This window comes from Velazquezella soli, assembly GCF_977018685.1.
This window is the reverse complement of record NZ_CDRNXF010000004.1, coordinates 3,108,404-3,121,039: the sequence shown is the minus strand read 5'-3', so window position 1 is coordinate 3,121,039 and position 12,636 is coordinate 3,108,404. Positions and strand designations below refer to the sequence as shown.

Annotated in this window: 11 protein-coding genes; 3 read left to right on the top strand and 8 right to left on the bottom strand. The window is 61.7% G+C overall.

The features are described from left to right. Positions 1-54: 54 nt before the first annotated feature. Genes AC0JZ8_RS18815 through thrC form a run of 3 tightly spaced genes read right to left on the bottom strand, consistent with a single transcriptional unit; the run spans position 55 to position 3,437 of the window. Complete coding sequence (locus AC0JZ8_RS18815; protein ID WP_062453614.1) at positions 55-666, bottom strand: GNAT family N-acetyltransferase; 612 nt, start codon at positions 664-666, stop codon at positions 55-57. Between the two features lie 36 nt (positions 667-702). After that, positions 703-2,001, bottom strand: a complete 1,299-nt coding sequence (locus tag AC0JZ8_RS18810) for a M16 family metallopeptidase (protein WP_430256175.1) — start codon at positions 1,999-2,001, stop codon at positions 703-705. Positions 2,002-2,042: 41 nt separating this feature from the next. After that, a complete protein-coding gene (gene thrC, locus AC0JZ8_RS18805; protein ID WP_062453612.1) occupies positions 2,043-3,437 on the bottom strand; it encodes a threonine synthase in 1,395 nt (464 codons plus the stop codon). A gap of 149 nt (positions 3,438-3,586) precedes the next feature. Here thrC and AC0JZ8_RS18800 point away from each other — a divergent pair, with 149 nt between their 5' ends. Both AC0JZ8_RS18800 and AC0JZ8_RS18795 read left to right on the top strand, forming a co-directional pair. Next, entirely contained in the window at positions 3,587-4,144 is a 558-nt protein-coding gene (locus AC0JZ8_RS18800; protein ID WP_471893397.1) for a PilZ domain-containing protein, read from the top strand. 126 nt (positions 4,145-4,270) lie between these two features. Further along, positions 4,271-7,063 carry an autotransporter outer membrane beta-barrel domain-containing protein gene (locus AC0JZ8_RS18795; protein WP_471893178.1) on the top strand — a complete coding sequence of 931 codons (2,793 nt, stop codon included), beginning with the start codon at positions 4,271-4,273 and terminating at the stop codon, positions 7,061-7,063. 1 nt (position 7,064) lies between these two features. Here AC0JZ8_RS18795 and AC0JZ8_RS18790 read toward each other — a convergent pair whose 3' ends face one another. From AC0JZ8_RS18790 to AC0JZ8_RS18780, 3 genes are all read right to left on the bottom strand, one after another. After that, a complete protein-coding gene (locus tag AC0JZ8_RS18790; protein WP_471893177.1) occupies positions 7,065-7,751 on the bottom strand; it encodes an HAD family hydrolase in 687 nt (228 codons plus the stop codon). 112 nt (positions 7,752-7,863) lie between these two features. Beyond that, on the bottom strand, positions 7,864-9,501 hold the full coding sequence (locus tag AC0JZ8_RS18785) for a Na+/H+ antiporter (RefSeq protein WP_471893176.1): 1,638 nt from the start codon (positions 9,499-9,501) through the stop codon (positions 7,864-7,866). Between the two features lie 176 nt (positions 9,502-9,677). Continuing rightward, positions 9,678-9,974 (bottom strand): nucleotidyltransferase family protein, encoded by a 297-nt coding sequence (locus tag AC0JZ8_RS18780; protein ID WP_471893175.1) that lies wholly within the window; start codon positions 9,972-9,974, stop codon positions 9,678-9,680. A gap of 146 nt (positions 9,975-10,120) precedes the next feature. On the opposite strand from AC0JZ8_RS18780, the gene AC0JZ8_RS18775 reads away from it, so the two are divergent. Continuing rightward, entirely contained in the window at positions 10,121-11,251 is a 1,131-nt protein-coding gene (locus AC0JZ8_RS18775) for a site-specific DNA-methyltransferase (RefSeq protein ID WP_062453606.1), read from the top strand. A gap of 232 nt (positions 11,252-11,483) precedes the next feature. Here the strand turns inward: AC0JZ8_RS18775 and AC0JZ8_RS18770 are convergent, their stop codons facing one another. Together AC0JZ8_RS18770 and AC0JZ8_RS18765 are read right to left on the bottom strand one after the other, a co-directional pair. After that, positions 11,484-11,918, bottom strand: coding sequence for a VOC family protein (locus AC0JZ8_RS18770; protein WP_062579460.1), 435 nt, complete (start codon positions 11,916-11,918; stop codon positions 11,484-11,486). A 93-nt stretch (positions 11,919-12,011) separates the two neighbouring features. Further along, the gene (locus AC0JZ8_RS18765) at positions 12,012-12,626 is read right to left on the bottom strand and encodes an HAD family hydrolase (RefSeq protein ID WP_062453604.1); all 615 of its coding nucleotides are present in this window, start codon (positions 12,624-12,626) and stop codon (positions 12,012-12,014) included. Positions 12,627-12,636: the final 10 nt, after the last annotated feature.

Here is a 12,636-nt window from a genome sequence, read left to right as displayed (position 1 = left end):
TTCCAAGAACTGACGGCAGGCGCGGCATGGCCGAGAAACTCATGTGACGCAGCATCATGTGTTCAGCATTTTCGCAAATTCACCATCTTCTGGCAGTCGGGAGAAAATCACGTGGTCGCGCCACTCACCATTGATCTTGAGATATTTCCGCAAAAGACCTTCCCGCTCGAATCCGGCCTTTTCGAGAAGCCGGATGCTTTTCCAATTGTCCGGAATACAGGCTGCCTCGATCCGGTGCAACTGAAGTCCGCCGTAGATGTAGGGGATAGCCATCTCCAATGCGGCCAACATATGGCCTTGGCCCGAATGTTTCTCGCCCATCCAGTAGCCGACCATGCAGCTTTGCGACGCGCCGCGGCGGATATGGCCGATCGTCAGGCCCCCCAAAAGCTCCATCGTGTCGCGGCGGAAAAGCAGCATCGGCATGGCAACGCCTGACGCATGTTCCTGGGTGGCGCGCACCACGCGAGCGCGAAACGCCGATTCCGTCAGCTCGTCAGGGCGCCAGGTCGGCTCCCACGGCTGCAGGAACGCCCGGCTTTGCGACCGCAGCGTCATCCAGGCCTTGTAGTCGGCATAAAGCGGCAGGCGCATGATGTGGCGCTCGCCTGAGATCTCCGGTGTGTCCGGATGTCGCGATAGGAACCGAAACACGGACTTGGCCATGGTGCTTGTGTGCTCCGGGCAGGGCAGGCGGCTTGATCAGCCGGCCGCCTTTTTGGTTGTCACGCCTGGTGAGGAAAGCGACGCCGCGATCTCTTCCATCGACGGCAGTTGTGCGATCGGACCGACCGCCGAAAGCGTAGGCACCGTGTCGAAGAACAGACGTCCGGCAAGATCGGTCAGCCGCTGGGTCGTGATCCCCTCCAGGCGCTCCATCATCTCGTCATTGGGGATCGGCTTGCCGTAGAGCATCATCTGGCGGGCGATCTGGCCGGCGCGGGCGGCAGGGCTTTCCTGGCCCATCAGAAGCTGGGCGCGGATCTGCGCACGGGCCCGGTCGATTTCCGCCTGATGGATCTGCTCGGATGCCTTGCGCAGCTCTTCGACGACGACAGGCACGAGGTTCGGCAACTCGTCGCCGTTAGTCGCCGCATGGACGCCGAAAATGCCCGTATCGGAAAAGCCCCAGTGGAACGCATAGACCGAATAGCAAAGGCCGCGGCGCTCGCGCACTTCCTGGAACAGCCGCGAGGACATGCCGCCGCCGAGGATGTTGGCGAGAATCTGCGAGCAGTAGAAGTCCCGCTGGTGATAGGCCTTGCCCTCGAAGCCGATCAGCAGCTGGGCATCCATCAGGTCGCGGTCTTCGCGGGTGTCGCCGCCGATATAATGGGCGGGCTCGAGAACGGGCGTCGCACTCGGCATGGTCGGCAGGCTGGCGAACCGCTCCTCGACCTGCTTGCAGAACACCTGGTGGTCGACAGCGCCGGCCGCGACGATGAACATCCGGTCGGTCGTATAATTGCGCGAGAGATAGCCGCGGATCTGCGGCGGCGTGAACCCTTTTACCGTCTCCGGCGTGCCGAGAATGGCGCGCCCGATCGTCTGGCCGCGATAGGCGACTTCGGAAAAGCGGTCGAACACCACGTCGTCGGGCGTGTCGTTGGCCGCGCCAATTTCCTGCAGGATGACGTGCTTTTCGCGGCGCAGCTCTTCCTCGTCGAATTCCGATTCCGTCAGGATATCGGCAAGGATATCGACCGCGAGCGGCACGTGGTCCTTGAGCACCCTTGCGTAATAGGATGTGGTTTCGGTCGAAGTCGCGGCATTGAGTTCGCCGCCGACATCCTCGATCTGCTCGGCGATATCGCGGGCACTGCGCCTCGCTGTGCCCTTGAACGCCATGTGCTCGAGAAGATGCGCGATGCCGTGCTCGTTCTCGGTCTCGTTGCGGGCTCCGGACTTGATCCACACACCGAGCGCGACGCTCTCCAGGTGTGGCATGGTCTCGGTCACGACTGTGAGCCCGGAGGGGAGCCGGGTGATTTCAACATTCATATTCACGTCTTCGCGTCTTTCCGGCGCTGCCGATAACTGGCTCAATTGGCCCGTGCGTGGTCGCCGATGAATGTTTCAACGGCCTTCAGCTCGGCGTCCAGCGTATCGAAGCGCTCCTCCCTGTGCATCAGATCAGCAAGCCATGATGGAAGTGCCGGATCAATTCCGCAAGCGGATTTTACCGCCGCCGGGAATTTGGCGGGGTGGGCCGTGGCCAATGTCACCATCGGGCTGCCGGGTCGCGCGTTCTTCTGAGCCACGAAAACACCGGTCGCTGTATGCGGGTCGAGCAGGTAGCCGGTGGCTTCAAGCGTCTCGCGGATTGTCTCGGCAACCTGCTCCTGCGTGGCGCGGCCGGCGCGGAATTCGCGCTTGATCGCCTTCAGCGCTTCCGGCTTGATTTCGAACGCACCCGATTGCTTCAGGCTCGCCATGGATGAGCGCACGGCGCTCGGATCGCGGCCATAGGCTTCAAACAGAAGCCGCTCGAAATTCGACGAGATCTGGATATCCATCGACGGCGACGTGGTCGCCATCACGCCCTGCATCTCGTAGCGCCCGGTCTTCAGCGTGCGGGCAAGAATGTCGTTGTCGTTGGTGGCGATCACCAGCCGGTCGATCGGCAGGCCCATTTTCTTGGCCACGTAGCCTGCAAAAATATCGCCGAAATTGCCTGTCGGCACCGTGAACGATACCTTGCGATCCGGTCCGCCGAGCGAAACAGCAGCTGTAAAGTAATAGACCACCTGCGCCATGATGCGGGCCCAGTTGATCGAGTTGACGCCCGAAAGCTTCACCCGGTCGCGGAAGGCGACATCGTTGAACATCTCTTTCACGATGTTCTGGCAGTCGTCGAAATTGCCCTTGAGCGCCACCGCATGCACGTTGGATGCGGTCGACGAGGTCATCTGGCGCTGCTGCACCGGCGATACCTTGCCTTCGGGAAAGAGGATGAAGATGTCGGTCCGGTCGCGCCCGGCAAAGGCATCGATCGCCGCACCGCCCGTATCGCCCGATGTCGCGCCGACGATCGTCGCGCGCTCGCCGCGCTCGGCCAGAACATGATCCATCAGCCGCGCCAGCAGCTGCATCGCCACATCCTTGAAGGCAAGCGTCGTGCCGTGGAAAAGCTCGAGAACGAAATCGTTCGGGCCGGTCTGCACGAGCGGTACGACCGCCGGATGACGGAAGGTCGCATAGGCCTCGTTGATCATGGTCTTCAGCTTGTCGTCCGGAATTTCCCCGTCGACAAAATGCTTGAGGATCTCGAAAGCCACTTCCGCATAGGACTTTCCGCGCAGATTGCGGATGTCCCGCTTGGACAGCTGCGGCCAGTGGCGCGGCAGGTAAAGACCACCGTCGCGGGCAAGGCCAGCCAGCAGTGCATCACGAAAGCCGAGAGCGGGCGCTTCGCCCCGGGTAGAAATGTAGTCCACGACCGATAATCCCCAATCGATTTTTATTCGCGCCGCTGGTATAGACGATTGAAATCTCCGGTGAAAGACTGGAAAACGGCGCTGCGTTACGCCATGAGCATGTTTGGCGCGGCAAGCCGGTCAAAAGGGATGGAACAAGGTTGAGTATTGTGTTTGGCAAGATTTCCCATGGTCTCGTAACGGTATCCCTCCTGACGGCGCTCGCCGGCTGCAACTCGTCCTCTCCGGCGGGTGGCCTTGCGCCGACGGCACAGGCTGAAACCCCGGCGGTGGTGCAGGCCTATTGCCCGCAGGTCGTTCTGCGCGAACAGACGGCGATACGCCAGGAATACGCACGCGGCGGTCAGGATGATCCGCAGAAGCTCGTCTACCAGGCATCGCTGGCCGACGCGACGCGTCAGTGCACGGCAAACGAAACGACGATGACCATCAATGTCGTCGTCCAGGGCCGCCTCGTCGACGGACCTGTCGGTGCGCCGGGCCGCGTGACCCTGCCAATCCTGGTCGAGGTCGTCGATGGCGACAACACGATCTACTCGCAAAAGGTCGCCTATCCGGTCGATCTTCCGGCCGGCGGCACGCAGTTCATCTTCCAGAAGGCGGATGTGCAGATCCCGAACGCGCAGGGCGGCGCATCGCGCTTCACCCGCGTCCGCGTCGGTTTCGACAATGGCGCACCCAGCAAGAAGCCCGCACGCCGCAGCTAAGCCTGCGGCCACTCCGGTCGGGCGCTGACGGCGCCCGTTTAATCCTCGGTTAACCATAAATCCGTACCCAGTATTTGAAGATCGTCACGGGCGCGTCGCCCGCGACCATTCGAGACAGGGTTTGGGATGATTGCTCCAGCTATCGTGGCGGACGCGAAGCGGCGTCTGCGGCTTTGCACCGCCATCGTCACGCTGGCAGCGCTCGTTCCCGGCGGCGCATCGGCGCAATCGGCCTGGACCGGCGCCTCCGACAACGATTTCAAAAACGGCGCGAACTGGACAACGGCACCGGATGCCCCCGGCGCATCGGACGCAGCCTCGATCGGCTCCGGCGCCCCGACCGTCGCAACCGATGCCACCGTCGACACGCTCGCGGTGTCCGGCGGCACGCTCCACGTCGATGCATATCTGACAGCGACGAGCGGCACGACCCTGTTCGACATGGGCCGCATGGAGATCTCGGAAAGCGGCACGCTGTCATCAGACGTCACGATGTCCGGCGGCTCCATCAGTAACTCGGGCACGCTCAACGGCGACCTTGCATCTTCGGGTGGCGAAGTCGTCAACGACGGCACGATAGACGGCAAAACGACGCTCTCCGGCGATGCGCAGATGACCAATAATTTCGTCGTCACCGATGTCGATGTCGAAGCGACGGCCCGGTTCGTCAACAATTCCGGCGCCACGGCCGATGCCGTCACCAATGCGGGCACGACCTCTAACGCCGGCACGATCGCATCGCTCACCAATACCGGCGGATCCTTCACCAACGATGACGGCGGCACGGTCACCGGCGATACGGTGGTCTCGGGCGGCACAGTCACCAACAACTTCGTCGTCACCGACGTCGATGTCGCTGAAACAGCCAGTTTCGTCAACAATTCCGGCGCTTCGGCAGCGGCCGTTGCCAACGCGGGCACGGCGTCCAATGCCGGCACTGTCGAATCGCTTGCCAATACCGGCGGCAGCTTTACCAACAACGGCACCATTTCAGGCGCAACGTCACTCGAGAGCGGCACGCTCACCAACAATTTCGTGGTGACGACGGTCGATGTCGCGGCGGCTGCGATCTTCGTCAACAACTCAGGTGCCACGGCCGGCGACGTCTCCAACTCAGGCAATGCCTCGAACGCCGGCACGATCGCCTCGCTCAGCAATACCGGCGGCACCTTCACCAACAATGACGGCGGCGAAATCACTGGAAGCACCACCGTGACAGGCGGCACGGTCACCAACAATTTCGTCGTCACCGACGTGGATGTCGCGGCAGCCGGCAGCTTCGTCAACAATTCCGGCGCGGTCGCCGGCGATGTCTCGAACGCCGGAACCTCATCCAACGACGGCACCATCGCCTCGCTCACCAACACCGGTGGCAGCTTTTCCAACACGGGCGAGATCAGCGGCGATGCGACGGTGACGGGAGGCGTGCTCGTCAACGACGGCACGATCGGCGGCGCGATCGATATCGGCACGGATGGCATGCTGGCAGGCACAGGCGAGATCGGTGGCCTCACCGTCAGGTCAGGCGGCACGCTGTCACCCGGCCCGGGTATCGCGACGCTTGCCGTCAATGGCGATGTCACCTTCGAAGCCGGCTCGACCTATCAGGTGGAAACGGAAACGGACGGCACGTCCGACAGCCTTGCTGCAACCGGGTCCGTCAGCATCGAAGGCGGCACGGTAAAGGTTCTCGCGGGTAGCGGCACTTATTCACCCGCTACGACCTACACGATCATCACAGGCGAAAGCGTTACCGGCGCCTTCGACGATGTCATCACCGACCTCGCCTTCCTGTCGCCCATCCTTGCCTATGGCGCCGACGATGTGACGCTGAGCCTCTACCGGAACGATGTCGATTTCGCCGATGTCGCGAACACCGCCAACACGCGCGCAACCGCGACAGCAGTCCAGTCGCTCGGAACCGAAAACGATATCTTCCTCGGCGTTCTCCAGCAAAACGCCGATGGCGCTCGCGATGCCTTCTCGCAGCTTGGCGGCGAGATCCACGCCTCGCTAAAAACCCAGCTTCTAAGCGACAGCCGGCTCATTCGGGACGCCATCGTCGACCGGGTGAACGGCGCCGTCCCGATCCGCGCATCGGCCGATGGTGCGACCAGCTTCTGGGCAACCGGCATCGCAGCAACTGGGCAATTGCGCAGCGACGGCAACGCGGCCGGCATCGACAGCCATGCGGCGGGGTTGATCGCGGGCTTCGACGGGCAGGCATCCGATCACTGGCGGCTCGGCGGATTGTTCGGCTACAGCAATGCCTCTGCGGCTAGCGAGGCGGACTGGGAGAGCTATGATGCCGGGCTCTACGCCGCAGCGACATGGGGTGACGTTACCCTCACATCAGGCGCGGTCTATTCCGAAAACCGCATCTCGACGTCGCGCAGCGTCGACTTCGGCACGTTCACGGATGATCTCCAGGCCGATTACAGAGGCGCCACCCGCCAGCTGTTTACCGACCTGTCCTGGAAGACGACGGGAGGTCCGGTCACGCTGCAGCCCTTCGCAAGCCTTGCCTATATCAATCTCGACACCGATGGTTTTCGCGAAAAGGGCGGGGCGGCCGCTCTGACCGGTAATGGCGAAACGGACAACATCGCCCTTTCCACATTCGGCCTTCGCTGGTCGGCGCAAATGCCCGTCGAGGACCTGCCGCTCACCGTCTCCGGCATGCTCGGCTGGCGTCATGCAATGGGCGACCTGACGCCCGCATCCCGGCTCGCCTTTGCCAGCGGCGGCAGTCCGTTCATGCTGGAAGGCGTGGCTTTGCCGCGTGACACGGCCGTCGTCGAAGCCTCCGTCACGGCGCAGGTCTCAAAATCCGCGCGGCTGAAGCTCAGCTATTCCGGCGAATTTGCCCATTCGCTGACGAGCCATACCGCCAGCGCCAGCCTCGCAGTGCAGTTCTAGATTAGATCCCGCCCCATTCACCGAGTGCGGCAATCACCGCCGGCAGGTCGCTCATGCGCGAAATCACCGTTTCGGCGCCGGCATCCGTCAGCCGGTCCGCATGGCTCGGATAGGTATGCGATGCTCCGGTAAAGCCCACCACCCGCATGCCGGCCGTGCGTGCACCATGGACGCCATGGGTGGAATCCTCGATCACCAGGCACCTGTCCGGCTCGACGCCGAACTGCTTTGCGCCATGCAGAAAGATATCCGGCTTCGGCTTGACGCGGTCGGGACCGAGGTCCTTGGCGGAATAGATATGATTTTCGAAATAGGGCTTGAGCCCGACCTTGGTCAGCATCATGTCCAGCCGCTGGCTCGAAGAATTCGAGCAGATGCAGCGCTGCGTGGTCAGCCGCGACAGCGCGAACTTGACGCCGTCGATGATCTTGACGCTGCGCTCCAGCCGCTGGTCGAGCAGCTTTTCCGATTTGTCGAGCAGCGAGGCCGACAGGGGAATATCCGCTTCCTTTTCCACCTGCAGAAGAATGTTCTTCCAGGTCATGCCGGCGAAGCGCTCGCCCATTTCCTCGACGCTGATCGGATAGCCCGCTTCCGTCAAAAGCCGGGATTCGACCTGCGCCGCGATGATTTCGGAATCGACGAGCACGCCGTCGCAATCGAAGATGATGAGGTCGAAGCCGCTCATGATGGATACTCTTTGATGAAAGAAGGTGAGGGCGATCTACACGAGGGCAGCGCCGGAAACAATGCGGAGGGCGATTTCCTCTACCGCCAAAGCGGCAACAACACGGCGCGCCTCAGAAACCGTAGCGCGCCTCGGCAAGATCGATCTCGCGAACCAGCTTGCGTGCGATTTCCTCGGAAATCTTGCGCCGGCGGCCGAGCCTGAACAGCTCGTCCCGTTCGGCGCGAAGGGCGGCCAGCCTGAACCGCTTGTCGACCTCCTCCATCTTGCGCAAAAGGTCTGCCTCGTCCCCCATCTTGGAACGGCCCTCGATCCGCTGCCGGTAGAGTTCCATCAGCCGCGTGCCGACCTCACCGTAAAGATCGGCGTCGGTGCGGCCTTCGCTCATCGCATGCTGCAGTTTCTCGATCATTCGGATCGCCGCCTCTGCCGCCGCAATCCGGGCAATATCCTCTTCCTGGAGGTGGTCAGGTTCCGGCGGCAATTCGAGGTTCTGGAGAAGATAGGGAAGGCCGATACTGGCCGCCGTCAGCGACAGGATGATCACCCCGGCTGCCAGGAATATCACCAGATCGCGTGCCGGAAACGATGTGCCGTCGTTCATGGCAAGCGGCAGGGTGAGAATACCCGCAAGCGTGATCGCACCGCGCACGCCGGCAAGCGACATGGCCGCCAGTAGCCGCCAGTGCGGCTTGCGGATCGCCTCTCCGCGACGCGCGGCGCGATAGAGGGTGAAGCGCAAGGATACCCACACCCAGGCAAACCGCAGGGCCGCAAGTGCGGTGGTGATGACCGCCACATAGGCGATCAGCCAGATCGGGTGGAGGTGGCCCGTCTCGGTGACGATCCTGGCGGCGCCCGAGACGATGCCCGGCATCTGTTCGCCCAGCAGCACGAAGATGATGCCGTTCAACGCAAACTGCACCGTGTCCCACACCGCGTAGCGCCGCATGCGGGTGGCAGCCATCGTCTGGCCGCGCAATTCGGCAAAGCTCATGGTGATGCCGGCCGCAACGGCTGCCAGAATGCCGGAGCAATGCAGGTGTTCGGCCAGAAGATAGGCGCCGAACGGAATGAGCAGGCTGATCAGGATCTGCGCACCGGGTTCTTCGCCCAGCTTGCGCGACACGTAATACTTCGCCTTCATGACCACGAATGTGGTGCCAAAGCCGATCAGGATGCCGCCGATAGCCACCCAAAGGAACGTACCCACCGCATCCGTCAGCGAGAACACGCCGGTCAGCACGGCGGCCACCGCAAACTGCATGCAGACAAGGCCCGACGCATCGTTGAGCAGCGATTCGCCCTCCAGAATATGCATCAGCCGGCCAGGGATCGGCACCCGCGCGGCAATCGCCGAGACGGCGATCGGATCGGTTGGCGAGAGAATGGCGGCGAGCGCGAAGGCGACCGCAAGCGGTATCGCCGGGATCATCCAGTGGACCAGAAAACCGATCAGGATCACGGTGAAGATGACAAGCCCGAGCGCCAGTTCCAGGATCACCGCCTTGTCGCGGAACAGCCCTTCCTTCGGAATGCGCCATCCATCGAGAAACAGTAGCGGCGGCAGAAACAGCAGAAAGAAGAAATCCGGATCGAGCTGCACCGCAGACCCCGTCACGCCGGCGATCGCGGCCCCGAGCGCGATCTGCACCAGCGGCAGCGGAATGCCGACAGGCGAAAGCCTTGCCAGCGTGCCGCTCAGAACCACGGCGAGAAGCAGGACCAGGGCAATGGTGATGCTTTCCATGGTGGCGCTCCTATCCGTTCCGGTTCCGGCCTGAATAAGAAATGGGAATGGATGAGGCAAGGGCCGGGAAGGGGGGTGCGACCTTTAAGACCGGCTCAGTCGTTCTTGTAGGCCCAGCATCGCGGCTTTGAGCGGCGGCAGGTCATGCGCAATGACGTCCCAGATAAATTCGTCCATCAGAACACCTGCGTTGCAGAAAGTTCTATCCGATCTTTCAGGATCGGATGAAGGCTGTCCCGCGTCGTGACGTCTACAGGCACGACAAGTTCATCCTCGAGAAACAGCTTGATCCCGACAAGATCGAGCAGAGAGAACTTCTTGCTCTCGTCATAATCGATAAACAGATCGAGATCGCTGTCGGGTCCGGCTTCGTCGCGGGCAACCGAGCCGAACAGATAAAGCGAGGTCGCGCCGAGCGCCCTGATCGCGGCGGCCTGCCGTCTCAGCTTCTCGATCGCCTCTGCTTTTTTCATGAGTTGTAGCCTAGCGCATCTTCGCGCCGCTTCCCATCATTTTGCTTTTTTCCAGAAACAGGCCACCGGCTTCAGTCTTTGGTAACCAAAATGAGTAACCATAACAGTCAGTAAATTCGTATCCAGTACAGCGTAGCGAGTGTCTCATGGCCGCAGTCCTTCCTTTGATCGACCTCCAGAAACAGGCCCGTCCTCACGCCTGGATGAACTCCATCATCAAGGGCGATTGCGTGGCAGCCCTCGAGGCGCTGCCGGATAAATCTGTGGATGCGATCTTTGCCGATCCGCCATACAACCTGCAGCTCGGCGGCGCCCTGCATCGCCCCGACCAGAGCCTGGTCGATGCCGTCGATGACGACTGGGACCAGTTCGCTTCCTTCCAGGTCTATGATGCCTTCACCCGCGCCTGGCTGCTTGCCTGCCGCCGCGTGCTGAAGCCCAACGGCACGATCTGGGTGATCGGCTCCTACCACAACATCTTCCGCGTCGGCGCGATCATGCAGGACCTGAATTTCTGGCTCCTCAACGATATCGTCTGGCGCAAGACCAACCCGATGCCGAACTTCAAGGGCCGCCGGTTCCAGAACGCCCACGAGACGATGATCTGGGCCAGCCGCGATGCCAAGGCCAAGGGCTACACGTTCAATTACGAAGCGCTCAAAGCCTCCAACGACGACGTGCAGATGCGCTCCGACTGGCTGTTCCCGATCTGCTCCGGCGGCGAACGCCTGAAGGGTGACGACGGCAAGAAGGTTCATCCGACCCAGAAGCCGGAAGCGCTGCTCGCCCGCATCATCATGTCCTGCACCAAGCCCGGCGATGTCGTGCTCGACCCGTTCTTCGGTTCCGGCACCACGGGTGCGGTGGCCAAGCGTCTCGGCCGCAACTTCGTCGGCATCGAACGCGAGCAGGATTATATCGACGCCGCATCCGCCCGCATCGCGTCGGTCGAACCGCTCGGCAAGACGGAACTGACGGTCATGACCGGCAAGCGCGCCGAACCCCGTGTCGCCTTCAATTCACTGGTCGAAAGCGGTCTCGTCAAGCCTGGCCAGATCCTCACCGACGCCCGCCGCCGCCACAGCGCCATCATCCGCGCCGACGGCACGCTGACCTCGAACGGGGACGCCGGATCGATCCATCGGCTCGGCGCCAAGGTTCAGGGGTTTGATGCCTGCAACGGCTGGACATTCTGGCACTACGAGGAGGCAGGCGTCTTGAAACCGATCGACGACCTTCGCACCATCATTCGCAACGGCCTGCCAAAAGCGGACTGAGCCACCAGTCCCGGGACCAGATCCCATGTCAGCTCGCGAGCTTCCTCTTCCGGTTTTGTACCTCTAGTCCCGGAAGAGGATCATGTGACGCCCGGAGTGTGAAGGCTCCGGGCGTCATCTTTTTTATGGGGCAAATGCACTGATTTCGGGGCCGCAACGACACAGGCTCTGATCAGAGTAACCCTGAACACCTCCGAATTAGAATGTTTCGGCCCGTCCGCCGATCACCCGGCTAGGTTGCCTGCCGTCCATCCGGGTATTCTGCAGGCCCCTTGATCTCGATCTTATTGCCAAACGGGTCATGGATGTAGAACGAGTGCCCCATGCCCCGGGCGCCGCCATGAAACGCTTCCTGGACGATCTCTACCCCGTGCTTATCGAGATGCGTACGCAGTTCGTCATGGTCGAAAGGGCTGGTCGCAAGACAGACATGATCGACATTGCGCCCACCGGTCACCGGAGGCGCTGCTTTCGTTCCGCCCGGGTGGGTTACATCCCACAAGACGATCAATGACGAGCCGAACCAGACCTGCTCCATCCCCAGTGCCGGATAGGAATAGCCAGGCCGGCACCCCAGGACATCCGTGTAGAACGTAAGCGCACGTTTCATGTCGTCGATCAGAAGAACGATGTGATCAATGCCGACGGGAGCGAATGGAATTGCCATGAGGGGTGCCGTCTTAACGTGAGGTCGATTGCAAAACGAGGTGGGTGGGCCGGGAACTTATATCGTCAGCATACCGGCAACCACCCCCAAACCTTACACCTCGATACCGTGATCCCTCAAATCCTTGCGCAGCGTTTCCGGATCCGTGAAATGCACAGCGTGCCAGCCCGCTGCCCGCGCGCCTTCGACGTTGGGATAGCTGTCGTCGATGAAGATCGAGGCTTCGGGGGTGAGGCCGAAATCACGGGCGTGCTTTTCGTAAATGGCCACATCCGGCTTGATCAGGCCGATCTCGCCCGACACTGTAACGCCGCGTGGCTTGTCGAGAAACGGGAATTTCCGGCGGGCTTCAACGAACGTGTCGGCGGCGAAGTTGGTGAGCATGGTTACGTCGCGACCGCTCTCGATCAGGCTTTCAAAGATGGCGACGGAGCCGTCATAGGCATGCGGCACCATTTCGTGCCAGTGCTGGCGGAAGGCGCGGATATTGGCTTCCTGTTCCGGATGCTGCTCGAGCAGCAGCGCTTCGGCCTCATGCCAGTTGCGGCCGCGGTCCTGTTCCAGGTTCCATTCGTGGGTGCAGACGTTGTCGAAGAACCACTTGCGTTCGGTCTCGTCGGGAATGATCCGGCTAAAGGGAAGGTTGGGATCGTAGTGGATCAGAACCTTGCCGATGTCGAAAACGATGTGATCAATCTTGGCCGCCATAGAGGATGTT

What these genes read in the sequence shown, in the direction of transcription:
- AC0JZ8_RS18785 (WP_471893176.1), bottom strand. Translation starts at nt 9,501, where the DNA reads ATGGAAAGCATCACCATTGCCCTGGTCCTGCTTCTCGCCGTGGTTCTG.
- AC0JZ8_RS18795 (WP_471893178.1), top strand. Translation starts at nt 4,271, where the DNA reads ATGATTGCTCCAGCTATCGTGGCGGACGCGAAGCGGCGTCTGCGGCTT.
- AC0JZ8_RS18775 (WP_062453606.1), top strand. Translation starts at nt 10,121, where the DNA reads ATGGCCGCAGTCCTTCCTTTGATCGACCTCCAGAAACAGGCCCGTCCT.
- AC0JZ8_RS18790 (WP_471893177.1), bottom strand. Translation starts at nt 7,751, where the DNA reads ATGAGCGGCTTCGACCTCATCATCTTCGATTGCGACGGCGTGCTCGTC.
- AC0JZ8_RS18815 (WP_062453614.1), bottom strand. Translation starts at nt 666, where the DNA reads ATGGCCAAGTCCGTGTTTCGGTTCCTATCGCGACATCCGGACACACCG.
- AC0JZ8_RS18770 (WP_062579460.1), bottom strand. Translation starts at nt 11,918, where the DNA reads ATGGCAATTCCATTCGCTCCCGTCGGCATTGATCACATCGTTCTTCTG.
- AC0JZ8_RS18810 (WP_430256175.1), bottom strand. Translation starts at nt 2,001, where the DNA reads ATGAATGTTGAAATCACCCGGCTCCCCTCCGGGCTCACAGTCGTGACC.
- AC0JZ8_RS18780 (WP_471893175.1), bottom strand. Translation starts at nt 9,974, where the DNA reads ATGAAAAAAGCAGAGGCGATCGAGAAGCTGAGACGGCAGGCCGCCGCG.
- AC0JZ8_RS18765 (WP_062453604.1), bottom strand. Translation starts at nt 12,626, where the DNA reads ATGGCGGCCAAGATTGATCACATCGTTTTCGACATCGGCAAGGTTCTG.